General features: G+C 69.5%; 25 protein-coding genes and 1 tRNA gene. 10 read left to right on the forward strand and 16 right to left on the reverse strand.

Annotated elements, in window-relative coordinates; genetic code table 11:
* Positions 1-4: 4 nt before the first annotated feature.
* Positions 5-1666: a HAMP domain-containing sensor histidine kinase gene (locus ASE44_RS07285; protein WP_056007719.1), complete on the forward strand. Its 1662-nt coding sequence runs from the start codon at positions 5-7 to the stop codon at positions 1664-1666.
* Between the two features lie 149 nt (positions 1667-1815).
* Complete coding sequence (locus ASE44_RS07290) at positions 1816-2106, forward strand: WXG100 family type VII secretion target (protein ID WP_056007722.1); 291 nt, start codon at positions 1816-1818, stop codon at positions 2104-2106.
* Between the two features lie 112 nt (positions 2107-2218).
* Here the strand turns inward: ASE44_RS07290 and groL are convergent, their stop codons facing one another.
* From groL to ASE44_RS07310, 4 genes are all read right to left on the reverse strand, one after another.
* On the reverse strand, positions 2219-3838 hold the full coding sequence (gene groL / locus ASE44_RS07295) for a chaperonin GroEL (RefSeq protein WP_056007724.1): 1620 nt from the start codon (positions 3836-3838) through the stop codon (positions 2219-2221).
* Between the two features lie 204 nt (positions 3839-4042).
* A complete protein-coding gene (locus tag ASE44_RS07300) occupies positions 4043-4246 on the reverse strand; it encodes a cold-shock protein (protein ID WP_056007727.1) in 204 nt (67 codons plus the stop codon).
* 287 nt (positions 4247-4533) lie between these two features.
* A complete protein-coding gene (locus ASE44_RS07305; protein WP_056778562.1) occupies positions 4534-5106 on the reverse strand; it encodes a LytR C-terminal domain-containing protein in 573 nt (190 codons plus the stop codon).
* Between the two features lie 21 nt (positions 5107-5127).
* Positions 5128-5430 carry a DUF3263 domain-containing protein gene (locus ASE44_RS07310; RefSeq protein WP_056007733.1) on the reverse strand — a complete coding sequence of 101 codons (303 nt, stop codon included), beginning with the start codon at positions 5428-5430 and terminating at the stop codon, positions 5128-5130.
* A 222-nt stretch (positions 5431-5652) separates the two neighbouring features.
* Between ASE44_RS07310 and msrB the strand changes: the two genes are divergently transcribed.
* A complete protein-coding gene (gene msrB, locus ASE44_RS07315) occupies positions 5653-6072 on the forward strand; it encodes a peptide-methionine (R)-S-oxide reductase MsrB (protein WP_056011427.1) in 420 nt (139 codons plus the stop codon).
* Positions 6069-6617: a nitroreductase family protein gene (locus ASE44_RS07320; protein ID WP_056007736.1), complete on the forward strand. Its 549-nt coding sequence runs from the start codon at positions 6069-6071 to the stop codon at positions 6615-6617. Before msrB ends, ASE44_RS07320 begins: the two co-directional genes overlap by 4 nt.
* A 10-nt stretch (positions 6618-6627) precedes the next feature.
* Here ASE44_RS07320 and ASE44_RS07325 read toward each other — a convergent pair whose 3' ends face one another.
* The 3 genes from ASE44_RS07325 to ASE44_RS07335 all read right to left on the reverse strand — a co-directional run bounded on the left by ASE44_RS07325 (position 6628) and on the right by ASE44_RS07335 (position 8720).
* Positions 6628-7581 carry a DMT family transporter gene (locus ASE44_RS07325; RefSeq protein WP_056914196.1) on the reverse strand — a complete coding sequence of 318 codons (954 nt, stop codon included), beginning with the start codon at positions 7579-7581 and terminating at the stop codon, positions 6628-6630.
* Between the two features lie 57 nt (positions 7582-7638).
* A tRNA-Thr gene (locus ASE44_RS07330) sits at positions 7639-7714 on the reverse strand.
* Between the two features lie 46 nt (positions 7715-7760).
* Complete coding sequence (locus tag ASE44_RS07335; protein ID WP_056778565.1) at positions 7761-8720, reverse strand: thioredoxin domain-containing protein; 960 nt, start codon at positions 8718-8720, stop codon at positions 7761-7763.
* A gap of 256 nt (positions 8721-8976) precedes the next feature.
* Between ASE44_RS07335 and ASE44_RS07340 the strand changes: the two genes are divergently transcribed.
* Positions 8977-10086 carry an ABC transporter ATP-binding protein gene (locus ASE44_RS07340; RefSeq protein ID WP_056007742.1) on the forward strand — a complete coding sequence of 370 codons (1110 nt, stop codon included), beginning with the start codon at positions 8977-8979 and terminating at the stop codon, positions 10084-10086.
* A gap of 105 nt (positions 10087-10191) precedes the next feature.
* On the forward strand, positions 10192-11472 hold the full coding sequence (locus ASE44_RS07345) for a DUF4032 domain-containing protein (protein ID WP_056007745.1): 1281 nt from the start codon (positions 10192-10194) through the stop codon (positions 11470-11472).
* Positions 11473-11563: 91 nt separating this feature from the next.
* Here ASE44_RS07345 and rlmB read toward each other — a convergent pair whose 3' ends face one another.
* Together rlmB and cysS are read right to left on the reverse strand one after the other, a co-directional pair.
* Complete coding sequence (gene rlmB / locus ASE44_RS07350) at positions 11564-12574, reverse strand: 23S rRNA (guanosine(2251)-2'-O)-methyltransferase RlmB (RefSeq protein ID WP_056007749.1); 1011 nt, start codon at positions 12572-12574, stop codon at positions 11564-11566.
* Entirely contained in the window at positions 12564-14018 is a 1455-nt protein-coding gene (gene cysS / locus ASE44_RS07355) for a cysteine--tRNA ligase (RefSeq protein WP_056007753.1), read from the reverse strand. Before cysS ends, rlmB begins: the two co-directional genes overlap by 11 nt.
* 40 nt (positions 14019-14058) lie before the next feature.
* Between cysS and ASE44_RS07360 the strand changes: the two genes are divergently transcribed.
* On the forward strand, positions 14059-15171 hold the full coding sequence (locus tag ASE44_RS07360) for a winged helix DNA-binding domain-containing protein (RefSeq protein WP_056778568.1): 1113 nt from the start codon (positions 14059-14061) through the stop codon (positions 15169-15171).
* 28 nt (positions 15172-15199) lie between these two features.
* Here ASE44_RS07360 and ASE44_RS07365 read toward each other — a convergent pair whose 3' ends face one another.
* Both ASE44_RS07365 and ASE44_RS07370 read right to left on the reverse strand, forming a co-directional pair.
* A complete protein-coding gene (locus ASE44_RS07365; RefSeq protein WP_056778572.1) occupies positions 15200-16492 on the reverse strand; it encodes a bifunctional 2-C-methyl-D-erythritol 4-phosphate cytidylyltransferase/2-C-methyl-D-erythritol 2,4-cyclodiphosphate synthase in 1293 nt (430 codons plus the stop codon).
* A gap of 46 nt (positions 16493-16538) precedes the next feature.
* Positions 16539-17021 carry a CarD family transcriptional regulator gene (locus tag ASE44_RS07370; RefSeq protein ID WP_056007762.1) on the reverse strand — a complete coding sequence of 161 codons (483 nt, stop codon included), beginning with the start codon at positions 17019-17021 and terminating at the stop codon, positions 16539-16541.
* 209 nt (positions 17022-17230) lie between these two features.
* Between ASE44_RS07370 and ASE44_RS07375 the strand changes: the two genes are divergently transcribed.
* A complete protein-coding gene (locus tag ASE44_RS07375) occupies positions 17231-17776 on the forward strand; it encodes a hypothetical protein (RefSeq protein ID WP_056007765.1) in 546 nt (181 codons plus the stop codon).
* A gap of 85 nt (positions 17777-17861) precedes the next feature.
* On the opposite strand, the gene ASE44_RS07380 is transcribed toward ASE44_RS07375, so the two are convergent.
* Complete coding sequence (locus ASE44_RS07380) at positions 17862-18545, reverse strand: response regulator transcription factor (RefSeq protein ID WP_056007768.1); 684 nt, start codon at positions 18543-18545, stop codon at positions 17862-17864.
* On the reverse strand, positions 18542-19708 hold the full coding sequence (locus ASE44_RS07385; protein WP_056007771.1) for a cell wall metabolism sensor histidine kinase WalK: 1167 nt from the start codon (positions 19706-19708) through the stop codon (positions 18542-18544). The genes ASE44_RS07380 and ASE44_RS07385 overlap by 4 nt, the downstream gene beginning before the upstream one ends.
* A gap of 166 nt (positions 19709-19874) precedes the next feature.
* Between ASE44_RS07385 and phoU the strand changes: the two genes are divergently transcribed.
* Positions 19875-20543 carry a phosphate signaling complex protein PhoU gene (gene phoU / locus ASE44_RS07390; RefSeq protein WP_056007773.1) on the forward strand — a complete coding sequence of 223 codons (669 nt, stop codon included), beginning with the start codon at positions 19875-19877 and terminating at the stop codon, positions 20541-20543.
* A gap of 76 nt (positions 20544-20619) precedes the next feature.
* Here the strand turns inward: phoU and ASE44_RS07395 are convergent, their stop codons facing one another.
* From ASE44_RS07395 to ASE44_RS07405, 3 genes are all read right to left on the reverse strand, one after another.
* The gene (locus tag ASE44_RS07395; protein WP_056778575.1) at positions 20620-22035 is read right to left on the reverse strand and encodes a chaplin family protein; all 1416 of its coding nucleotides are present in this window, start codon (positions 22033-22035) and stop codon (positions 20620-20622) included.
* A 110-nt stretch (positions 22036-22145) separates the two neighbouring features.
* The gene (locus ASE44_RS07400) at positions 22146-23024 is read right to left on the reverse strand and encodes a hypothetical protein (RefSeq protein WP_056778578.1); all 879 of its coding nucleotides are present in this window, start codon (positions 23022-23024) and stop codon (positions 22146-22148) included.
* A gap of 162 nt (positions 23025-23186) precedes the next feature.
* Entirely contained in the window at positions 23187-23936 is a 750-nt protein-coding gene (locus tag ASE44_RS07405; RefSeq protein ID WP_056007781.1) for a phosphoglyceromutase, read from the reverse strand.
* A gap of 72 nt (positions 23937-24008) precedes the next feature.
* On the opposite strand from ASE44_RS07405, the gene ASE44_RS07410 reads away from it, so the two are divergent.
* A complete protein-coding gene (locus tag ASE44_RS07410; RefSeq protein WP_056007784.1) occupies positions 24009-24833 on the forward strand; it encodes a class I SAM-dependent methyltransferase in 825 nt (274 codons plus the stop codon).
* Positions 24834-24840 lie beyond the last annotated feature (7 nt).

Raw genomic sequence — 24840 nt, forward strand, 5'->3', positions numbered from 1 at the left:
CCCGATGGCCGATTCCCTGTCCACCTGGTGGAGCAGCGTCTCCCTCCGGACGAAGATCACCGGGGTGACGGTGCTCGTGCTCGCGTTCGGTCTGCTCGTCGCCGGGATGGGCACCACGCCCCTTCTCAAGGAGGTCCTGACCCAACAGGCGAACGACAGTCTGTTGACGGCGGCCAAGGGCAAGATCGTCGGCGAGATCTCCGAGGACGGTCAGCTCCAGCTGGACGCACCCTCGACGCTGTTCGTCGCGGTCTACGACACGAACGGTGAACTCCGGGCCTCCTCCGGCTGGGACGACAGCATCGCGCCCGAGCACCCGGCGCACCTCAGCGCGAACGACGTCGCGGCGAGCGGCAACCAGGTCTACACGACCACGAACTCGAGTGGCACGATCGTCTACCACGCGGTGTCCGTCCCGGTCACGCTCGACGGGTTCCGGACGGGAGCGGCGTGGGTCGCGATCTCCATGCAGGGCACCGACAACACGATCGCCACCTACCTCACCATCTTTTTCGTGCTCGGCGTCCTCATCATCGTGGTGGGCGCCCTGCTGACGCGGTGGTTGGTCACCGGTACCTTCGAACCGCTCCGGCAGGTGGAACGCACCGCTGCGGCCTTCGCGGACGGCGACTTCAGCCAGCGTCTGGCCGGGTCCACGCCCAACACCGAGGTCGGGCGTCTGAGCCGCTCCCTCAACACCATGCTCGCCCGGATCGACCGCGCCTACTCCGATCGAGGGAAGACCATCGAGCAGATGCGCAACTTCGTCGGCGACGCCAGCCACGAACTCCGCACTCCCCTCGTCTCGGTCCGCGGCTATGCCGAGCTCTACCGCATGGGTGCCCTGCAGACCCCGCAGGACGTCGCCCAGGCGATGGAGCGCATCGAGAAGGAAGCCATCCGGATGGGTGCGCTCGTCGAGGACCTCCTCCAGCTCGCCCGTCTCGACGAGACGCGTCCGCTGAACGTCGCTCCGGTCGACCTCCTGCCGGTCGCCCGCGACGCAGCCCTCGACACCACCGCACAGGCGCCGGGGCGCACGGTCCGGGTCGTCCGCGACGAGCGGATGATGTCCCTCGACCAGTTGACCGTCGAGCAGGGCGGCGAGGCGTCCGCTGCCGCCGAGACCCCTCCTCCGGCCGGTGCGACGGGCCCGATCTTCGGTGCGACCTTCAACCGTTTCCGTCGCCGGCCGAAGCCCTCAGGCGAGGCCGTCGCCCCCGATGCGAAGCCGGCCGTGGAACCCCTCACGTTGGCCGTCCCGCCGATCGTCCTCGGCGAGGAGAACAAGATCCGCCAGGTCGTCACGAACCTGATCGGCAACGCCCTGCGCTTCACGCCCGACGACAGCCCCATCGAGCTCGCCGTCGGCACCGACGCGCGCGCCGGCACGGCCAGCATCGCCATCGTCGATCACGGCGAGGGCATCCCTCCGCAGATCCGCGAGAAGATCTTCCAGCGCTTCTGGCGTGCGGACAGCTCGCGCACGCGGGAGACCGGCGGCAGTGGGCTCGGCCTGGCGATCGTGGCCTCGATCGTCGCCGCGCACGGCGGCACGGTCGACGTGACGGAGACACCGGGAGGTGGGGCGACGTTCCGCGTCATCCTGCCGCTGGCCCCGACCGCCGCGACGGCTCCGGTCGTCATCGCCGGCCCGCCGGCCTGATCCGCCCACCGCTGCCGACACCGCTCCACAGGGCCAGGCTCAGGGTGCCTGAGCGTCGGAACCGCGGTCGTCGCCCCGATGGCGTGAGCTGAACTCCTAGCGTCTCGGTAACGGCGGTGACCGGCACCGCCCGGACGAACGGAGTTCCCATGGCCACCTTCCAGGTCGACAGCGACGCGGTCGAGCACGCCTCCAACGCGGTCAGAGTGACGATCGAGCAGATCCAGAGCGAGGTCGCCCGCCTCCACGCCCAGCTCGCCGCTCTCGACGGTCAGTGGACCGGTGCCGCAGCGGCGGCCTTCCACGGCGTCGTGGAACGCTGGCGTGGCACGCAGCGGCAGGTCGAGGAGAACCTCGGCGAGATCAGCAGGGCGCTGTCCGTGGCGAGCACGCAGTACGCCGAGATCGAGCGGGCGAACGCGAGCATGTTCAGCGGTTGACCACCGCTCGGGTCGTCCGGCCCGGGACTCCGCTCCCGGGCCGGGCCCCGCGGGAACAACGGCGCAGGGCGCCTCCCGAAGGAGACGCCCTGCGCGTGTGCTGCTGTCGGACTTAGAAGTCCATGCCACCGGTCGGGTCGCCGGCCGGAGCCGGGTTCTTCTCCGGCTTGTCGGCGACGACGGCCTCGGTGGTGAGGAACAGGCCGGCGATCGACGCTGCGTTGAGCAGCGCGGAGCGCGTGACCTTCACCGGGTCGTTGATGCCGGCTGCGAGCATGTCGACGTACTCGCCGGTCGCGGCGTTGAGGCCGTGTCCGACGGGCAGGTTGCGGACCTTGTCGGCCACGACACCGGGCTCGAGGCCGGCGTTCAGCGCGATCTGCTTGAGCGGAGCGTCGATGGCGACCTTGACGATGTTCGCACCGGTCGCCTCGTCTCCGACGAGCTCGAGCTTCTCGAAGGCGGTCTTGCCGGCCTGGATCAGGGCGACGCCACCACCGGCGACGATGCCCTCTTCGACGGCAGCCTTCGCGTTGCGGACGGCGTCCTCGATGCGGTGCTTGCGCTCCTTGAGCTCGACCTCGGTCGCTGCACCGGCCTTGATGACCGCGACACCGCCCGCGAGCTTGGCGAGACGCTCCTGGAGCTTCTCGCGGTCGTAGTCGCTGTCCGTGTTGTCGATCTCCTTGCGGATCTGGGACACACGACCGGCGATGGCCTCGGCGTCGCCGGCACCTTCGACGATGGTGGTCTCATCCTTGGTGATGACGACCTTGCGGGCGCGGCCGAGGAGGTCGAGGGTGACGGTCTCGAGCTTGAGGCCGACCTCCTCGGAGATGACCTGACCACCGGTGAGGATGGCGATGTCCTGCAGCTGCGCCTTGCGGCGGTCGCCGAAGCCCGGAGCCTTGACGGCGACGGACTTGAAGATGCCACGGATCTTGTTCACGACGAGCGTCGCGAGTGCTTCGCCGTCGACGTCCTCGGCGATGATGAGGAGCTGCTTGCCCGACTGGATGACCTGGTCGACGATCGGCAGGAGGTCCTTGATCGCGGAGATCTTCTGGTTGGCGATGAGGATGTAGGGGTCCTCGAACACCGCTTCCTGGCGGTCGGGGTCGGTCACGAAGTACTGCGACAGGTAACCCTTGTCGAAGCGCATGCCCTCGGTGAGCTCGAGCTCGGTGCCGAAGGTGTTCGACTCCTCGACGGTGACGACGCCTTCCTTGCCGACCTTGTCGATCGCCTCGGCGATGATCTCGCCGATGGTGGTGTCGCCGGCGGAGATGGAAGCGGTCGCAGCGATCTCCTCCTTGGTCTCCACCTCCTTCGCGTTGGCGATGAGCTCGACCGTGACGGCCTCGACGGCCTTCTCGATGCCGCGCTTGAGGCTGATGGGGTCGGCGCCTGCGGCGACGTTGCGGAGGCCCTCGCGCACGAGCGCCTGAGCCAGCACGGTGGCGGTGGTGGTGCCGTCGCCGGCGACGTCGTCGGTCTTCTTGGCGACCTCCTTGACGAGCTCCGCGCCGATCTTCTCGTACGGGTCGTCGAGTTCGATCTCCTTGGCGATGGACACGCCGTCGTTGGTGATCGTGGGGGCGCCCCACTTCTTCTCGAGGACGACGTTGCGACCGCGCGGCCCAAGGGTGACCTTGACCGTGTCAGCAAGAATGTTCAGTCCACGCTCGAGGCCGCGACGGGCCTCCTCGTCGAAAGCAATGATCTTAGCCATGTGTGTTTTTCGTCCCTCCCGGACGTCATGAACGTTTTTAGCACTCAATGAGTACGAGTGCTAAGTCGATTCTGGCACTCAGGGGGTGGGAGTGCAAGTGAGCGTCAGCGCACTGAGCGAACTCCCGGGAACGGCCCGGAGACGACGAACGACGCCGCCCACCGGAGTGGGCGGCGTCGCAGGAATCCCGTGTCCGATGGGCGCTTACGCCAATCGGACGGCCTCGGCCTGGGGCCCCTTCGCTCCGGTGCCGACCTCGAAGACGACCGCCTGGCCCTCTTCCAAGGACTTGTAGCCGCTCATGTCGATCGCCGAGTAGTGGACGAAGACGTCCTGTCCACCCTCGTCGACCGTGATGAAGCCGAAGCCCTTCTCAGCGTTGAACCACTTGACGGTTCCGTTCGCCATTTCATACTCCCATTGCTGCGTGCTCACAGGCGTCGGCTGCTGCCGAACCCGGACCTGCCGTCCGGAGTCGGGACCCCGGCGGCCACCCTGCGCCAAAACGGACTCAGGGGCGAGTCGAGACGGGACGGGATGAGCGGCCAATTCCAGATCCTAATCCGGGGCGTTGTCCCGGATCACCCCGAAATCGACAATCGTCGCGGAGTATTACGACAACTCAACATGGAGGAAACACCCCGGAAACACTGGCCGGTCGGACGAGCCGACGAGCTCCGGCGGGGACGCTGCGCTCAGGCGGCCGGCTGGTAGTCGGCGCCGACCACGACGACGATGCGGAGGACGGGAGCCTCGCCCTCCTCGACGGGGATCGCGTACTGGTCCGTGATCTGGATCGGGATGCCGCCGAGCGCGTTCGCGATGGCGCGTGCCACGCCCTCCTGCGAGGGGTCCTGATAGTAGACGCCGCTCGCCGTGACGTCCTCCGTGCTCGCGTCGCTCGTCGGGATCTGCTGGGTGAACCCGGCGGCAGCGATCGCGGCCGCCGCCGATGCCGCCAGACCCTCGGTCGGCGTCCCGTTCAAGACGAGGATGCTCGCCGCGGGATCGACCACGGGCGCCACCTCCGTGGGCGTCGGCGTGGGCGTCGGCGTCGCGCTCGGGCTGGCAGCACCGCCGAAGAAGTCGATGCGGTCGTTCAGCCCGAACAGGGCGAAGGTGCCGATCCCGACGAGGACCAACGTCGCCACGACGGCGACCAGGAAGGCGATCCAGCCACGCCCCTTCGGCGCCGGGGCACGGTGCGCGCCGACGCGCTTGAGGTCCGGGACCTCGTCGAAACGGTCGGGCGGGAAGGATTCAGCCATGGTGTGTTCTCCGTGAGCTGCTCAGCCGTCGGTACGTGGAGCTGAAGCTCCTCGTGCCGAGAGTCGGGCGTCGCGGGTGCGCTGCAGCCGCTTGATCAGCATGGGGTCGTGGGCGAGAGCGGACGGCGAGTCGATGAGCGCGCCGAGCAGTTGATAATAGCGGGTCGGCGAGAGTGCGAAGCGGTCGCGGATGGCGGCCTCCTTCGCCCCGACGTGGCGCATCCAGTGGGACTCGAACTCGAGGATCTCTCGTTCGCGTTCGCTGAGGCCCGGGGCGGGGACCGACGCGTCGCCGCCGTCGGGCGTGTGCGATGCAGGCTGCATGCTCGACCCCCTCCTGATCGGTACCGTGCCGCGAGCCCGGGAGGACTCCGCCCGGACGATTCCTCAGTCTATTCAGCGGAGCGTCACCGAGTCGCATCCGGTCCGGCGCGGAGGCACGTTCACCGGGAAGGATCAGCGACTCCCCAGTGTTGAGCTGGAAGTCGGAGGCCGCAGGTACGACGCGGCCCCGCGCGTAGGATGACCGAGAACGAATGGAGCAGCATGACGTACGACGTGTCGAAGACCGACGAGCAGTGGCGCGAGGAACTCACGCCCGAGCAGTACCAGGTCCTCCGCGGAGCGGCGACCGAGCGGGCCTGGACGGGTGAACTCCTCGACGAGTCGCGCGCCGGCCTGTACACCTGTGCCGCCTGCAACGCCGAACTCTTCAAGAGCGGGACGAAGTTCGACTCCGGCTGCGGCTGGCCGAGCTTCTACGAGTCCGTGAACCCCGACGCGGTGCAGTTGATCGAAGACCGCACGCTCGGCATGGTCCGGACCGAGGTGCGCTGCGCCTCGTGCGGATCCCACCTGGGGCACGTCTTCGACGACGGCTTCGGTACGCCGACCGGGGATCGCTACTGCATGAACTCCATCGCGCTCAACTTCGCAGCAGCCGACACCGCTGAGCCGAAGGAGTGACGGAGCCCGCCGAGAGCCCCGTCCTGGCCGCCGTCGCCGGGCGGCGTTCGTGGTCGAAGGTCACCGACGTCGCTCCGAGCGACGAGGAGCTGCTGGAGATCATCGGCGCCGCCGGCCGTGTGGCCGATCATGGAGCCCTGCGCCCGTGGCGGGTCATCGCCCTCCGGGGTGACGACCGGGTGAAGCTGGGCCGGGCGCTCGCGAAGGCGGACGGCGATTCCAAGCCGTCGACGAAGCCCCTTCGTGCTCCCCTGCTGCTCGCGGTCGTCGTGAGCGTGAAGAAGTCGAAGGTCGCCTCCTGGGAGCAGGAGGCCGTGGCCTCCGGCGTCGCCCACATGATCAGCCTGCTGCTCGACGACGCCGGATGGGGTGTGTTCTGGCGGACCGGCGGCGCAACCCGCGCGAAGGCCGTCAGGAAAGCGCACGGCCTGCAGAAGGGCGAAGACCTCCTCGGGTGGCTCTACGTCGGCGGCAAGCCGGGGAACGGCCGGACCGGGCGTCGGAAGACGATCAACGCGAAGGCGCACTTCAGCCGGATGCCGTGATCCGCTCCGTTCAGGACCCGGCCGGCGCTGCGGGTCGACGGCGGAACCGAGCCGATGCGATCGCCACCGCCGCGAACGCGAGCAGCGTGCCGACGACGGTGGACACGTGGACACCGCTGTCGTCGGTCGGCAGGAAGACGTCCAGGGCGAGCGCGCTCAACGTCTGACCGGCGACCGTCCCGAGCCCGAGGATGAGCACCCCCGTGTGCTGGACGAGGAACGCCGCCACGGCGATGAAGACGCAGCCGATCGGTCCGCCGAGGTAGAGCCACCACTCCCCCGGTAGCGCTCCGGGCGGTGCGACGAACAGCGCGTGGAGCACCGCGGCCACCACGAGCACGACGGTTCCGACGATGAAGTTGATGAAGGTCGCCGCGAGCGTGCTCTGCGCACGCATCTTCACCCGCCCGTTGACCGCCTGCTGCCAGCCGATCCCGATCCCCGCGAGCAGCGGCAGGACGAGCAGGCCGAGCGGGATGCTCCCGCCGAGCTCTCCCGAGACCGCGACACCGACGGCGACGAGGGCGACGACCGCCCCGAGGACGCGCTGCACGGTGAACCCGACGACGCCTCCCGGGCCGAAGCCGATGCGGTCGAGCACGAGGCCGCTCGCGGTCTGGCCGGCGACGACCGCCACGGTGAACAGGGCCACCCCGAGTGCTGCCGCGGTGAGCCCCTGCGACAGCACGAGGAAGGCGCCTGCGCACCCGCCGAGGACCGTCCACCACGGCATCTCGCGACGACGCACCGCCGTCGCGACGGTCGCCAGGCCCCGCCTCCCGGTTCGGGAGACGGCCAGCCCGATGCTCAGAATGATCAGCCCGCCGCCGAAGGAGATCGCGGCGGCGGTGAAGCCGTCGCCGAGCCGCGCGCCGAGCTCGCCGTTCAAGCGGGCCTGGACGGCGATGAACGCGCCACTGACCACGGCGATCAGGAGTGCGAGCGATGCTGGGATGCGGTTCACGAACGGTTCCTTCCACACGGAACCGCCCGCCAGCAGCGCTGACGGGCGGTTCTGGGTTGGAGCCGACGACGGGACTTGAACCCGTAACCTACGCTTTACAAGAGCGTTGCGCTACCAATTGCGCCACGTCGGCCGACAGGGGCGAACCCCGGTCTGGACCATCCTACGATGGCGGCGGATCAGCCGTTGGTCGCGGGCGACTCGCTCGGGCTCGGCGACGGGGTGTCGGTCGAGTAGCTCTCGCTGGACACGGCGAGCACGAACGCGGCGAACTGCTCGGCGTCGGTCAGCGAGCCGGTGTACTGCTTGCCGTTCACCAGGATGGTGGGCGTCCCCTCGACCTTGGCGACGTCGGTGCCGGGCAGCGGGCCACTCCGGGCGCGGTCGGTCGAGTCCTTCACCCAGGACTTGTAGGTGCCGTCGTCGATGCAGGCGTTGATCTTCTTCTCACCGCCGGAGATGACGCCCTTCGCGATGGACTTCAGCTCCTTGTCGGTCAGGCCCTCGGTGTTCTCCTTGGGCTGGTTCTCGAACAGCGCGGTGTTGAAGGAGAAGAAGTCGTTCGGCGAGTACTGCGCGACGCAGGCCGCGGCGTTCGAGGCACGCAGTGAGTACTGCGTCCCGAGCGACAGGTTGCTCAGCGTGGCGAGGGGGTGCACCGTGTATGTCGCCGCTCCGGCCTCGAGCCACCCCTTGACCTGCTCGGCGTTCGTGGTCTCGAACTGGCCGCAGTAGGGGCACAGGAAGTCCTGGTAGACGGAGATCTCGACGCCCTCGGCCGTCGGGGTCTCCGTTGCGGCGGGCGTCTCGGCCGGTGCCGGCTCGGCCGCGTCGGTGGCGGTCGGCGTGGGCGTCGGCGCGTCGGCGGGCGCGCCGACGAGTTGCAGACCCGCACCGACGGTGAACCCGTCGTTCTGCGCAGCCGTCGGGACGGGGCCGGCGGGCTTGATCGACGTCACGATGATGATCGCCACGGCGGCGACGATCGCGAGCGCACCGAGCACGATGCCACCCTGCAGCAGCACGCGGTTGCGGCGGTCGCGCCGCTTCTGCTGCTCGCGCAGCACGCGTGCCTTCTCGCGGGCCGCGTCGCGGCGTTCGTTCTTCGTCGGTCGGTTCTGCGATCCAGCGCCAGACATTGATCCTCGTTTCGGGGGGATTGCGCTACGTAGACCCAGCAGCGCCAAACATATCAATCGTAGACCTGCCGCCTGGGAGAGGCCCAAACCAGGCAGGGAGGACGCTGTGCGTCCACCGAGAGACCGATCCACCCGGCACCCTTCCATTCCCAGGGGCCCATGGCATACTGGAACGGCGAGTCGGCCATCGTCGGCGGGCTCGCGTCCATTCACAACGGATCGTCCGGCACGTACCTGCCGGTGAAGGAGAACAACCATGGCGTCTGTGACGTTCGACAATGCAACCCGTTTCTACCCGGGCGGCACCCGCCCCGCGGTCGACAAGCTGAACCTCGAGGTCGCCGACGGCGAATTCCTCGTCCTCGTCGGCCCGTCCGGCTGTGGCAAGTCCACCTCGCTCCGCATGCTCGCCGGCCTCGAAGAGGTCAACGACGGCCACATCTTCATCGGCGACCGCGACGTCACCGACGTGCCGCCGAAGGACCGCGACATCGCGATGGTGTTCCAGAACTACGCGCTGTACCCGCACATGACCGTCGCCGAGAACATGGGCTTCGCGCTCAAGATCGCCGGCGTCGGCAAGGAGGAGCGCGCCACCCGCGTCCTCGAAGCCGCGAAGCTCCTCGACCTCGAGGACTACCTGACCCGCAAGCCGAAGGCGCTCTCCGGTGGTCAGCGTCAGCGTGTCGCGATGGGTCGCGCCATCGTCCGCCAGCCGCAGGTCTTCCTCATGGACGAGCCGCTGTCGAACCTCGACGCCAAGCTCCGCGTCCAGACCCGCACCCAGATCGCGTCGCTTCAGCGTCGCCTCGGCGTCACCACGGTCTACGTCACCCACGACCAGACCGAGGCGCTCACCATGGGCGACCGGATCGCGGTCCTGAAGGACGGCATCCTGCAGCAGGTCGGCACGCCTCGCGACCTGTACGAGAAGCCGAACAACGTGTTCGTCGCCGGCTTCATCGGCAGCCCCGCCATGAACCTCTTCGAGGGTGAGATCGCCGACGGCGGTATCAAGCTCGGTGGATTCATCATCCCGGTGGAGCGCGAGATCACCGACGCCGCCCCGTCCAAGAACGTCACGGTCGGCGTGCGCCCGGAGGACATCACCGTCTCCAGCAACTCCGGCTCCGGCATCGAGGTGACCGTCGACCTCGTCGAGGAGCTCGGCGCCGACGGCTACCTGTACGGCCACACCGAGGTCTCCGGCAAGCGCACCGACATCGTCGCTCGCGTCGACGGCCGCAACCACGCCCACATCGGCGACACCGTGTTCCTCGCGCCGACGCCGCACCACGTGCACGCGTTCGACTCGGCTTCGGGCGAGCGCCTCGGCAACAAGCCGGTCGTGTCCTCCTCGATCTAGTAGTTCCGCCGACGATGGTCGAGCGGTCGGTCTCCGATCGCTCGACCATCGTCGTTTTCGTCTGTCCCACGTCAGCTCGATCCCTCCCGAGGAGCGCATCGCACCATGTCCGGCGCATTGAACATCACCGCAGCCACCGTCGACCCGGCGCTGCTCGACCTGCCCTGGGAGCTTCCGCTCGAGAACTGGCCGAACGAGGCCATCGCGTCGCTGCCGAAGGGCATCTCCCGCCACCTGGTGCGGTTCGCGAACCTCTCGGGGTACGTGATCGCCGTCAAGGAGACCACCGCCGAGATGGCGAAGGGTGAGTACGACATGCTGCGCACCCTGCAGCGCCTCGACATCCCCTGCGTCGACCCGCTGGCGGTCATCACCAACCGCTCCGACCGGAAGGGCCGGGAACTCCCGAGCGTGCTCGTCACCCGGCACCTGAAGTTCTCCCTCCCCTACCGCGCGCTCTTCCAGGGGACGCTGCGTCCGGACACCGCGACCCGCCTGGTCGACGCCCTCGCCGTCCTGCTCGTCCGCCTGCACATCGTCGGGTTCTTCTGGGGCGACGTCTCGCTGTCGAACACGCTCTTCCGACGCGATGCGGGAGCCTTCGCCGCCTACCTCGTCGACGCCGAGACCGGCAAGCTCTACGAGGGAGGCCTGTCGAACGGACAACGTGAGAACGACCTCGAGATCGCGCGGGTGAACATCGCCGGTGAACTGCTCGACCTCGAGGCCGGCGGGCGGGCCGACGTCGAGCTCGACCCCGTGACCGTGAGCAACGGCATCGTCGCGGCCTACCGTTCGCTCTGGAAGGAGCTCACGGGGTCCGAGTCCTTCGACGCCTCCGAGCGCTGGCGCATCACGGAACGCGTGCACCGCCTGAACGAGCTGGGCTTCGACATCGAGGAACTCGCGATCAAGACGACCGACGAGGGCTCCACCGTCCGCATCCAGCCGAAGGTCGTCGACGCCGGACACCACCAGCGTCGGCTCCTGCGACTCACGGGCCTCGACGCCGGGGAGAACCAGGCCAGGCGTCTGCTCAACGACCTCGACGCGTACTCGGCGTCGTTCGGGAAGGACGGCTTCGACGAGGAGATGGCCGCACACGAGTGGTTGATCCGCGTGTTCGAGCCCGTCGTGAAGGCGATCCCCCGCGAGCTCCGCGGCAAGCTCGAGCCGGCGGAGATCTTCCACCAGCTCCTCGAGCACCGGTGGTTCCTCGCGCAGAACGAAGGCCGCGACATCCCGCTGGCCGAGGCGGTCGGATCCTACGTGAACACCGTCCTGCGACACCGTCGCGACGAGGCGACGATGATCGTGCCGCCCACCGAGGCGATCAGCATCCCCGCCGCCATGACCGGCCCGGTCGACTGGCGCGACCTCGTCTGACCGACGCCGCTGGCCCCGACGATCGAAGGCCCTGGGACGGTGATCCGTTCCCAGGGCCTTCGGTCGACGCGTTGCAGCGTCGAGGTACTGCCTACTCGGCGCTCCGTCGACGCGCGATCTCGTAGAGCGTCACGCTCGCCGCGATGCCCGCGTTCAGCGACTCCGTCGCAGCGGAGATCGGAATCGAGACCACCGCGTCGCACGTCTCGGTGACGAGGCGAGAGAGCCCCTTGCCCTCGCTGCCGACGACCACCAGGATCGGCTGGTCGGCGAGTTCCAGGCCGGGGAGCGACACGTCGCCGTCGCCGTCGAGGCCGATCACGAAGACGCCGCGCTCCTTGAACGCCTTGAGCGTCTGCGTGAGGTTGGCTGCCATCGCGACGGGCGTGCGTGCTGCCGCACCCGCCGAGGTCTTCCACGCCGAAGCAGTGAGCCCGACGCTCCGACGCTGCGGGAGGATGACGCCGTGCCCGCCGAACGCGGCCGTCGAGCGGATGATCGCACCCAGGTTGCGCGGGTCGGTGATGCCGTCGAGGGCGATGAACAGCGGGTTCTCGCCCCGTGCGATGACCTGGTCGAGCAGCTCCATGGGGTGCGCGTACTCGTACGGGGGCACCTTGATCGCGAGCCCCTGGTGGACGCCGTCGAACCCGGCCATGCGGTCGAGTTCCGGCCGCATCACCTCGAGGACGGGGATGCCGCGGCGGGTGGCGAGACTGAGCGCCTCCTTCACCCGGTCGTCCATCTCGATGCGCGTCGCGACGTACAGCGTGGTGGCCGGGATCTTCGCGCGCAGGGCCTCGAGGACGGAGTTGCGGCCCGTCACGACCTCGGACTCGTCGCTCGACTTCTGCTTGGTGCGGCCGTTCGTCGACGGTCGCCCGTTCTGGCCGGCCGGCTGCTTGGGCTTGCCGGTGCCGCCGGAGGCCGCGTAGCGCTCCTGCGCGGCCTTCCGCTTGCCGGCGGGGTGCCAGGCGCGGTCCTCGGCCTTGGGGGTCGGCCCACGACCTTCGAGCGCCTTGCGGCCGAGGCCACCAGTGCCCTTGGTGGGACCCTTCTTCGCTTTCTTCGGCCCGGTCGGGCGGGAAGGCTTACTTGCCACTGATACTCCAATGTGCTCCGGACGGGGTGTCTTCGATGGTGATCCCGGCCGCGGTGAGTTCGTCGCGGATCCGGTCGGCCGCTGCGAAGTCCTTGGCGACCCTGGCGTCAGCGCGATCGACGAGCAGACGCTCGACGAGTGCGGACAGGGATCGGTGAGTGATGGGGTCGGTGCCCGACGACCACGACGGGTCGGTCGGGTCGATACCGAGGACGCGGGTCATGTCGAGCACCGCGACACTGCTCTCCCGGGCGACGTCGTGATCGTCGCCGCGGTCGAGGGCGGCGTTGCCCACGCGGACGGCTTCGTGCAGAGCCGCCAGGGCACGAGGGATGTTGAGGTCGTCGTCCATCGCCTCGACGAACGCGGCCGGGAGCGTTGCGCGATCGGGTGCGCGGTCCGCCTCGTCGAGGAGGCCTGCGCGACGAGACCGGTCCAGGAAGCCCTCGATACGACCGAGCGCCGCCTCCGCTTCGGCGAGTGCGCCGTCGTGGAATTCGAGGGTGGAGCGGTACTGCGCAGCACCCAGGTAGTACCGCACGACCAGAGGCCTCGCCTCGGCGAGGAGGTCGGCCGCGTAGACGGAGTTGCCGAGCGACTTGGACATCTTCTGTCCGCCGGACACCGCGACCAGGCCGTTGTGCAACCAGTACCGCGCGAACGGGTCGCCGGCCGCACTCGACTGGGCGAGCTCGTTCTCGTGATGGGGGAAGCGCAGGTCGAGTCCGCCGCCGTGGATGTCGAACTCCTCGCCGAGGTACTTCGTCGACATCGCCGAGCACTCGATGTGCCAGCCGGGTCGGCCTTCACCCCAGGGTGACATCCAGCTCGCCGAGCGCGGCTCGCCGGGCTTCGTGCCCTTCCACAGCGCGAAGTCGCGCGGATCGCGCTTCCCGCGGGGATCCGCGTCGGTCGCGGCCTCCATGTGCTCGGCGCTCTGACGCGTCAGCTCGCCGTACCGGCTCCACGATGCGGTGTCGAAGTAGACGTCTCCGGACTCGTCCGGCGCGGGGTACGCGTGCCCGGCGTCGACGAGTCGCTCGATGAGCTCCTGCATCTCCGGGATGCTCGCGGTGGCGCGCGGCTCGTAGCTTGGCGGCAGGATGCCGAGCGCGCGGTAGGCCGCGGTGAACTCCAGTTCGTACCGGTAGGCGAGCGCCCACCATTCCTCCCCGGGCAGGGCGAAGCCGCCCTCGGAACCTGCGGCGGCGTTCGCCAGGATCTTGTCGTCGATGTCGGTGACGTTGCGGACGAGCGTGACACGCAGCCCCGAGGCGGTCAGCCAGCGTCGGAGCTGGTCGTAGACGAGCGCGCTGCGCAGGTGGCCGATGTGCGGCGAGGACTGCACCGTGGGTCCGCAGACGTACAGCCCCGCCTCGGCTTCGCGGAGCGGCACGAAGTCCCGGAGGGACTGCGTTTTCGAATCGTAGAGTCGGAGGGCCACGAGACCAGACTAGCCGCCGCCGTCGCGGCATGATGGTCGCATGACCACTGGGCCGAACGAGCCGCGCGTTCTCGAGGCGCGCCTCGGCGCGCAGCTCCTCCAGGGAGGGCCGCGGCGGTCTCCGGCCGCGGTCGTGTCCCGACTGCTCGCCGTCCAGGCGCAGGACCTGGCCTCCGGACTGTGGGCGATCGGCGTCCGCTCGCCCGGTTCGACCCTCGCCGAGGTGCTGAGCGCCCTCGAAGACGGGTCGGTGGTCCGGTCCTGGCCCATGCGGGGCACGCTCCACCTCGTCAGCGCCGAAGACCTCGGCTGGATCCTCGGCCTGGGCGTCCCCCGGGTCCGTTCGACGATCGCCGCGCGCCACCGCCAACTGGAACTCGACGCCGAGACGTTCTCGCGATCCCGCGACCTCACCGAGGCGATGCTCGGCGGTGGCCGCCGAGCCGGTCGAGACGAGCTGCTGGCCGCCCACACGGCCGCGGGCATCCCGGTCACGGGGCAGCGCGGCTCCCACCTGCTCATGGAGCTCGCCATGCGTGGCGTCGTCTGTTGGGGACCGCCGGCGGGCAAGCAGCAGTCACTCGTCCTCTCCGAGGAGTGGATCCGCTCACCGCGGGTACTCGAACCCGACGAGGCCCTCGGCGAGTTCGTCGTCCGGTACCTCGCTGGCCATGGACCGGCGACCGTCGCCGACCTCACCTGGTGGTCGAAGCTCACGGTCGCCCAGGTCAACCGCGGGCTGGAGATCGCGGGCGACCGGGTCGAGGAGCGCGAGCAGGAGGGTGTGCTGCGTTGGTCGGCCGTCGAGACCGCGTCGGCCCCGCACCCCACCGGGGCGCCGTCGGTCCTGGCCCTGCCCGGATTCGACGAGCTGCTCCTCGGCTACCGGGATCGTGGACTGTCGCTCCCCGCCGAGCACGCGGAGCGCGTCGTCCCCGGGGCGAACGGGATCTTCCTCCCGATGATCACCGTCGACGGTCGGATCGTCGGCACGTGGCGACGACGGATCGGGCCGAAGACCGTGACGATCACGCCGGAGCCGTTCACCCCGCTCGGCCGACGCGTCGAAGCCGGCTTCCGCCGCGCGGTGACGGCCTACGGACGGTTCCTCGGGCTGCCCGTCGAACTCGTCGGCCAGACGACCTCCGATTGACGCGGCGGCCGCGATCGGTCACCGGTGGTCAGCGGCGCTCGATCAACGCCGTCGCCACGGCGGTGACACCCTCGCCACGACCCGTGAAGCCGAGCGAGTCCGTCGTCGTCGCCGCGATGCTGACGGGTCCGCCGACGAGCGCACCCAGCACCGACTCCGCCTCGAGGCGACGGGGCGCGAAGCGAGGGCGGTTCCCGACGAGCTGCACCGCGACGTTCACGACCTCGTACCCGGCGGCGCGCAGTCGCTCGACCGCCGTCTCCAGGAAGACCGAGCCTCGAGCTCCGGCGAAGCGCGGATCGTCGGTGCCGAACATCGAACCGATGTCGCCGAGCCCCGCCGCGGACAGGAGCGCGTCGACGATCGCGTGGGCGACCGCGTCACCGTCGCTGTGACCGGCGAGCGCCCGCTCCCCCGGCCATGAGAGGCCGGCGAGGTGCAGCTCGCCCGCCTCAGCGAAGGCGTGGACGTCGATACCGATGCCGGTCCGGATCCGGCCGGGCTGCGGCGCCGGCGACGACGACGGTGACGACGACGGCAAACCGGTGTCGGCGCGGTCGGCGAGGGCATCGGCCGCAGCCGGTTCGGTCAGGAGCCGTTCCGCGCGCTGAGCGTCCCACGGCGTCGTGATCTTGAACGCGGCCTCCGAGCCCTCCACCGTCACGACCGGATGGCCGGCGTCAGCGTAGAGGGCCGCGTCATCCGTCGCGGCGGCGAGCCGTTCCGCGGCGACGCGGAACGCCGCGACCAGGGCGTCCCTCGGGAACGCCTGCGGCGTCTGGACGGCCCGCAGCTCGGCACGGTCGATCGTCCGCTCGACGACGGCGCTCGCGTCCACCTGTTTGATCGTGTCGGTCACCGGGAGCGCGGGCACGACACCCCAGCCGGTGCGCGCCGCGGCCTCGATCACCCGCTCGAACTGTGCCGTCGGCGTGAGCGCACGGGCCGCGTCGTGGACGAGCACGGTGCGGACCCCGGGCCACAGCGCGGCGAGCCCGTTGAGCACCGATTCCTGTCGCGTGCCACCGCCGACGACCACCCTGAGGTGGTCGGAGGCACGCCCGGCCGCCCTCCGCCCGATCGTCTCGGCCTCGCCCACGCGGTCGGCCGGCACGACGAGGACGAGCTGCACAGGCTCGCGGAGCCGGAAGACCGGTGCGAGCGCGTGCTCGAGCACGGTGCTGCCCGCGAGGGACACGAACGCCTTGGGGATCCCGGCACCGAGACGCGTCCCGCTCCCGGCGGCGACGACGATCACCCCGACGGCGGGACCGTCCAGAGAGGTCTCCGCAGCGGCACTCGGTTCGTAGATCGCAGCCATGTGCCGAGCCTACTTCTCCCGTGCGATCCGCGAGCAGCGGGCCGGCTCAGGACGCGAGGACCTCGTCGAGGACGGAGGACGCCTGTTCCTCGTCCGTCTGCTCCGCGAGCGCCAGCTCGGAGACGAGGATCTGCCGCGCCTTCGCGAGCATCCGCTTCTCGCCCGCGGAGAGACCGCGGTCCTGGTCGCGACGCCAGAGGTCGCGGACGACCTCGGACACCTTGATGACGTCTCCCGACGCGAGCTTCTCGAGGTTCGCCTTGTATCGACGGGACCAGTTCGTCGGCTCCTCGGTGAACGGCGCGCGGAGCACGTCGAACACGCGGTCCACACCCTCCTGGCCGATGACGTCGCGTACCCCGACCAGGTCGACGTTCTCGGCCGGGACCTCGATGACGAGGTCTCCCTGGGTCACACGGAGCTTCAGGTAGAGCTTCTCCTCGCCCTTGACGACGCGGGTCTTCACCTCGGTGATGGTCGCGGCACCGTGGTGCGGGTAGACGACGGTCTCGCCAACTTCGAAGATCATGGGTGTCGGTCCCTTCGGCGTCTCCCAGAATACCATAGGACCCCTGGTCAGAGCCGGGTACGGTGCCCGCGGCAGCACCGACAGACAGCGCCTAGATCGGTACTCCGCACCGACCGCGTCCCTGTGCGAGGGTGGGCTAGACTCGAACCCGGATCCCGGGACACCTGTCACTCGTCTGCGCCCGGGGCCACCACATCTTGGAGGGTTCTGTGAAGGCGCGTCTCATCGCTTCCATCGTCGTCGCCGGTGCTGTCGCACTCGGCATGAGCGGGTGCAACCTGATCGCCCCGCAGGCGACCCTGAAGCAGTACGACGCCTCGGACGGCGTCGGTGTCACCGTCGGCTCGGTCGCGGTCCGCAACGCGATCGTCATCTCCGACGACGGCGAGACCGGCAACCTGGTGTTCAGCGTCGCGAACCGCGACGACCGCGCACACACCGTGCTCGTCGAGGTCGAGGGCATCGACGAGCAGTTCCAGGTCCTCGCCGAACCCGGTCTCACGAGCTTCGACGGCACCGGGGCGAACGACCCCCTGCGCATCGAGTCGCTCGGTGTGCAGCCGGGCGCGATCCTCGACGTCTTCTTCCAGTACGGCGAGGAGACCGGCGCCACCGCGAGCGTCCCGGTCCTCACCGGCGAGCTGCTCGAGTATTCGACGCTCGTCCCCACGCCGCAGCCGACCGAGGAGCCGACGGTGGAGCCGACCGACATCCCGACCCCGCTCGCGACGCCCACGACGGAGCCGACCGAATAGTCGAGCGACGATCACCGCTGGTACGACCGAACGCCCCGCCTCTCCTGAGAGGCGGGGCGTTCGTCGGTGTTGCCGGACGACGCGGTCAGGCCTCGAACCGGTAGCCGAGTCCGCGGACGGTGACGAGCATCACCGGCTCCGACGGGTTCGCCTCGATGCGCGAACGGATGCGCTTGATGTGGACGTCGAGCGTCTTGGTGTCGCCGTAGTAGTCACTCCCCCACACGCGGTCGATCAGCTGTCCGCGGGTGAGCACGCGCCCGGCGTTCCGCAGCAGCAGCTCGAGCAGCTCGTACTCCTTGAGTGGCATGGGGATCGGTGCACCGTTGACCTCGACGACATGGCGCTCGGTGTCCATCCGGACCGTGCCGGCCTCGAGCAGCACCTCCTCCTGGGCCTGGTCCGCATCGACACGGCGGCGCAGGACCGCACGGATCCGTGCGAGCAGCTCGCGGGTGGAGTACGGCTTCGTGACGTAGTCGTCGGCTCCCAGTTCGAGACCCACGACGATGTCGACCTCGGAGTCTTTCGCGGTCAGCATGATGATCGGCGTGCTCGACACCGCGCGGATCTGCCGGCAGACCTCCGTGCCCGGAATGCCGGGCAGCATGAGGTCGAGCAGTACGAGATCGGCGCCGCGAGCGGTGAACGACTGGACCGCCGACGGACCGTCCTCGGCCACCTCGACCTCGTAGCCCTCCCGCTCGAGCAGATAGCTCAACGGCTCACTCAACGATGCTTCGTCTTCGACGAGCAGGATGCGGGTCACAGGGTACTCCTTGCCGTGCCGGTGGAGAGATCCTCCGGCGGGGTCGTTGCTCTGGGCAGGCGGATGGTGAAAGTCGAACCGCGGCCGAGTTGCGACCAGACCTTGACCTCCCCGCCATGGTTGTGGACGGTGTGCTTGACGATACTCAGCCCGAGGCCGGTGCCGCCGGTGTGCCGGGACCGAGCCTGGTCGACGCGGAAGAACCGTTCGAACACGCGGTCGCGGTCCTCCTCGGCGATCCCGACCCCCTGATCGGTGACGGCGATCTCGACGACGTCGTCGACCGCGCGGACCCCGACCCCCACCTGGGCGCCGGTCGGCGAGTAGTGGATCGCGTTCGAGATGAGGTTGTGCACGGCGACGACGAGCATCGCCTCGTCGCCGTAGACCTCGAGGTTCTTGCCCCCGCGGACCGACAGGCCGACGCCGGTGGCGTCCGCCGGGACGCGGTTCTGGTCGACCGCGGCGGCGATCACGCGGTCGAGCCGCACGAGCTCCGGCTGATGGAGCGCGTCGGCCGCCTGCAGCCGGGACAGGTCGATGATCTCCGCCGTCATCCGCGTGAGTCGATGGGACTCGGTCGCGAGTCGGCTGGCGAACCGCTTGACCCGTTCCGGGTCGTCGGCCGCGGTGTCGAGTGCCTCGGAGAGGAGGCCGATGGCACCGATCGGCGTCTTCAGCTCGTGGCTGATGTTCGCGATGAAGTCCCGACGGACCTCGTCCAGGCGGCGCGCCTCGGTGTGGTCTTCGGCGAGCAGCAGGATGAAGCGGGAGCCGAGCGGCGCAGCGCGCACCCGGAGGTGTCTCGTCGCCTCACCGAACCGGCCGAGGGCCAGTTCCAGGTCGCTCGTCACGGCGTCGCCGGTGCGGCGGACCTCGAGCGCGAGGTCGATGAGTTCCTGATTGTCGAGCACGCGGTCGCGGACCAGGCCGAGCGCGAAGGCTCCGGGCGACGCCTTGAGCACGTTGTTCGACGGGTCGACGACGATGCCGGCGCTGTCGAGGGCCTCGAGCACCTGGTCGACCCCATCCGGCACGACCGGGTTCACGACCGTCGCAGCGCGCTCGCCACGGCGGAGGGCGAGGGTGATGAGGGCGACGAAACCGCCCCCGACGATGAGGCCGAGTGCCAACGCGATCAGCACCAACCACATGGTGTCCATGGGTACTACGTTACTCAGTCCGCTGGAGGCCGAACTCGCGAATACCCCGCCACTTCGACGACTGTTCACGCGCGGGGCCCCAACTGTTAACCTTGGTTCGGCATCATCGGCGGAGCGGGCATCTGCCTGCCCACCGCCAGGTCACGGAAGGACGGCACCCAGAGCCATGCGCGAGGTATTCCAGCAGTCACTGCGAGAGGTCCAGGATCGCCTGGTCGAGATCGCCGAGCTCGTCACGATCTCCATCGAGAAGGCGACGCAGTCCTTCGGCAACTCGGACGTCGCCGTGGCCGAAGAGGTCATCGCCAACGACAACCGCATCGACCAGCTCGCCATCGAACTCGACGAACTCGCGATCGACATCCTCGCCCGCCAGCAGCCGGTGGCCCGCGACCTGCGCATCGTCGTCAGTGCCCTGCGGATCAGCGCCTCGCTCGAGCGGATGGGCGACATGGCCGAGCACATCGCCCAGCTGTCGCGCTACCGCTTCCCCGACAAGGCCGTCCCGAAGGGGCTGCGCACGACGTTCGCCGAGATGGGCCGCCTCGACGTGTCCATCGCGCGCAAGCTCACCGAACTGCTCCGCACGCAGGACCCCCGCATCGCGGACGAGATCCGGAACGACGACGACGACGTGGACGAACTCCACGCGAGCGTCTTCGAGAAGGTGCTCGGCGACACGTGGAAGGGTGAGCCGGTCGCGACCGTCGACGCCACCCTCGCTTCGCGGTACCACGAGCGCTTCGCCGACCACGCAGTGTCCATCGCCAAGAAGGTGCAGTACCTGGCCACCGGCGACTGGATCCCCGAGACCACGACGCCGGTCCACCACTGAGCGACGTCCACCGGACACCCCGACGAGCGGTGTCGACCCGGATCCGGGTCGGCACCGCTCGTCCGTTGTCGCGGGACTAGCCGATCTGACGGCGACGGACGATCGCGCCACCGGCCAGGAGCAGCAGACCCAGGACGGTCGCCAGTCCGGCGAGCGGCAGGAGTCCGGCCGCAGCGCTTCCGGTGTCGGCCAGGGCCGGCTCAGTCGAGCGCGGCGCCGAAGCCGTCACACCCGAGCCGGACTGCGACGGCGTGGCGGCACTGACGACGACGGTCGTCGGGCTGCTCGGCGTACCGGGGACCACCGGGATGGTGGGGTCCGTCGGGTCCGTCGGGTCGGTCGGGTCGGTCGGGTCCGTCGGGTCCGTCGGGTCCGTTGGGTCGGTCGGGTCGGTGACCCCGGGGCCACCGGTCTCGCTGTCACCGATCACCGCGATGGCGTTGCCGCCCACCGTGACGGGCAGGCCCAGATCCAGGATCACCTGGTTCCCACCGGCGACGCTGCCGTCGCCGACCGTCGTGGACGTCCCGTTCCCCGACGTGGCCGGGGTCGTGGTCGCTCCGCCCGTCGACTCGGCGTCACCGATCACGCTGACGGCATTGTCGACCAGCGAGACGGGGAGCTCGACGTCTCCGATGATCTGGTTCCCACCGGCGACACTGTCGTCACCGGTCGTCGTCGACGACCCCGCCGGAGCAACCGCTCCACCGGGCGCAGCCGCAGGCTGACCCGCCTGCTCACTGCTCGAGTCGCCGATCACCGAGATGGCGTTCCCACCGACCGTCACCGGTACGGTCACCACGGGCGACACCTGGTTCCCACCGGCGACACTGTCGTCACCGGTCGTCGTCGACGACCCCGCCGGAGCGACCGCTCCACCGGGAGCAGCCGCAGGCTGACCCGCCTGCTCACTGCTCGAGTCGCCGATCACCGAGATGGCGTTCCCACCGACCGTCACCGGGATGGTGACGGGCAGCTGGACCTGGTTCCCACCGGCGACACTGTCGTCACCGGTCGTGGCCTGACCACCCGTGGGAGCCGTGGTCGACTCCCCGGCCGGCGCAGCCGCACCACTCGACTGCTCGGCGTCGCCGATGATCGAGATGGCGTTGTCCTCGACCGTCACCGGGATGGTGACGGGCAGCTGGACCTGGTTGCCGCCGGCGATACTGTCGTCACCACTGGTGCTGGTGGCTTCCGGCTCCGGGGCGGGAACCGGTGCCGGCTCAGGTGCCGGTGCCGGGTCAGGTGCCGGTTCAGGTGCCGGTGCCGCTGGCGCGGGCTCCGGCACGCTGGTCGCCGACGAGTCGCCGATGACACTCACCGCGGTGTCGACGATCTCGACCGGCGCTTCGAGGACCACGTCGACGAGGTTCCCGCCGAGGATGCTGTCCTCACCCGAGGTGTCGGCGTTGGCCGCCGTGGCTCCGAGGAACGTGAGTCCCGCGACGAACAGGCCGCAGTAGAGGCCTTTCTTGACATACGAATTCATGATTCCTGCTCCTTGCAGAATGACTGGTGTGCTCCCGGTGTCGGGAGACTTCGGACTGTCGAACCACCCGATGGGTGGGCCTCCGCCGAACAGGGCGGAGTCGTCCGTCGTCAGTCAGGAGCAGTGTCTGCAGGGAAGGTGGGAGAGGCTGGTAGATCGTCGTCTCGAGCGATGGCGCGTCGATCGACACCGGGTGCGGGGATCGCGACCTCGGCGGACTGCTCGCCGCTCACCGGGCCGTTGGCCGCCGCGCCCGAGCCGGACGAGCTGGACCCGCTCGGCGAGACCGCCCAGTGATCGTCAGCGGCCGGCAGCGCCGGCAGACCGCCGGGTGTCGCAGGAAGCGTGGTGGTGCTCGGCGCGACGGCGTCGGCCGACGGGTGGACGGAGGCACGCTCGCGATCCGTACCGGCGTCCGAGGACGCGAGGTCTCCGAGCGGTGCGGATGGCGGCCCGAACACCGGAGCCGGAGCGCTCGTCGGCGCTGGAGCGGTCGGCGTGTCGCCGGCCTGCTCGGGCGCGGGCCCCACCGGGGCCGGGCTCGACGGGACAGGAACGGTCGGAACGACGACGGGAACACTGGGGACCGGGACGGCCGCGACCACGTCGCCGAGTCCATCGACGGTGTCCTCGACCGTCTGCACGACCGGTTCGACGATCGTCGCCACCGGCTCCGGGCCAACGGTCTCCTCGACCACCGTGTTCGCGACCGGGACAGCCGCCACCGTGTCGTCGACGACGTCCACCACGGGCTCGACGACAGTGGTGTCCACGACGTCGACCACCGCTGCGACGGCGTCGATCGGTCGATCGAGCGAGTCCACGACCTCGGTGACCGCTCCGAGGAGTGACGGGTCCGCACCGTCGTCGGCGTGTGCGGACGACGGAGTCCCGAAGAGGGCGATGGCCGTGAACGCCGCAGCGGCGAACCCGCCGAGGGCGAGGGCGCGCCACAGGGGGAAACGGGTGCCGTCGGTCGACTGCTCCATGCGTATCCCCCCAATCGGGTTACAGTGCAGTCACTGTACGCCCAACTCGGAACGCGTTCAAGCCCTTTTTCGCGCAAGGGAAAACCCCGGCCAGAGGCGCATTCACCGCAGATGCGGTTGAGTCGTCCTCGTGGCCGGGGCGCTGGTTTGGTGGGGTTTCCGCTACTTCTTGCCCTGCGCTGCGACGGCCGCGGCACCGGCGGCGGCGGCCTCCGGGTCGAGGTAGCGGGCCGGTGCGATCGGACGGAAGTCCGCGTCGAGCTCATAGACGAGCGGGATGCCGGTCGGGATGTTCAGCTCCGCGATCTCGTCGTCCGAGATGTCGTCGAGGTGCTTGACGAGGGCGCGGAGCGAGTTCCCGTGCGCCGTGACGAGCACCGTCTTGCCGGCGGCGAGGTCGACCGTGATGTCGGACTCCCAGTACGGCAGCATGCGGTCGATGACGTCCTTCAGGCATTCGGTGCGCGGCAGCTCGCCGTCGATGCCGACGTACCGCGGGTCGTCCGCCTGCGACCACTGGTCGTCGTCCGCGATCGGCGGCGGCGGGACGTCGAAGGACCGACGCCAGGTCTGGAACTGCTCCGGACCGTACTCGGCGAGCGTCTGCGCCTTGTCCTTGCCCTGCAGTGCGCCGTAGTGACGTTCGTTGAGACGCCAGCTGCGCTTCACCGGGATCCACATGCGGTCGGCGGTCTCGAGGGCCAGGTTGGCCGTCTGGATCGCGCGGGAGAGGACCGAGGTGTAGAGCACGTCGGGGGTGATGCCGGAGTCGGCGAGCAGCTCACCCGCGCGCTTGGCCTCGGTGACACCGAGTTCGCTGAGTCGGACGTCGACCCAACCGGTGAACAGGTTCTTCTGATTCCAGTCGCTGTTGCCGTGGCGCAGCAGGACGAGGGTGTAAGTCTCAGGCATGCCTCCAGCATACCGACGGCGCGTGGCCGCGAGGTGGACCCGGAGGTCTCGTCGGTGAGGGAGAATAGGCCCATGCCCGTCGGATCGATCACTCGCGGGACGACGAACACGAACCGACTCCGTCGGGTGGACCGCTGGATCTCGACCCTCCCCGCGCTCAGACGGACGACGAACCCCCTGGTGGTGGACCTCGGCTACGGCGCGAGCGGGATCACGACCCTGGAGTTGCACGAACGGCTCCTCGCCGTCCGACCCGAGCTGCGGGTCATCGGTCTCGAGATCGAGCCGGGCCGCGTCCGCACCGCCGATGCGCAACTGCGACTGGTCCGCGACGGTGCGACCCGCTTCTCCCCCGCCGCTCGGGTGTCCTTCGCGCTCGGCGGCTTCGAGGTCCCGACCGGTGAGGACCGCCCGGTCGTCATCCGCGCGTTCAACGTGCTCCGCCAGTACGACGAGTCGGAGGTGGCGGACGCCTGGCACCTGATGGCGAAGCGACTCCAGCCGGGCGGGACACTCGTCGAGGGGACGTGCGACGAGATCGGACGCGTGTCCAGCTGGGTCGCCGTCGACGACCAGGGTCACCCGGAGTCGTTCTCGATCAGTCTGCGGCTGGCCGACTTGGAGCTCCCGTCCATCGTGGCGGAACGGCTGCCGAAGGCGCTGATCCACCGCAACGTCCCCGGGGAACGGATCCACGCACTCATGACGGACCTCGACCGTGCCTGGCGCGTGCACGCACCCCTGGCGGTCTACGGTCCCGTGCAGCGCTGGTTGGCGACCGTCGGCACGCTCGTCGACACCGGGTGGCCCGTGACGGCGGGGCGCTCCCGCTGGCGTCTCGGTGAGCTGACGCTGCCGTGGTCGGCCGTCGCCCCCGCCCCGACGCCGGTCGCCTGAGCAGCGT

Source organism: Plantibacter sp. Leaf1, from assembly GCF_001421315.1.
In the GTDB taxonomy this organism is placed as follows: Bacteria; Actinomycetota; Actinomycetes; order Actinomycetales; family Microbacteriaceae; genus Plantibacter.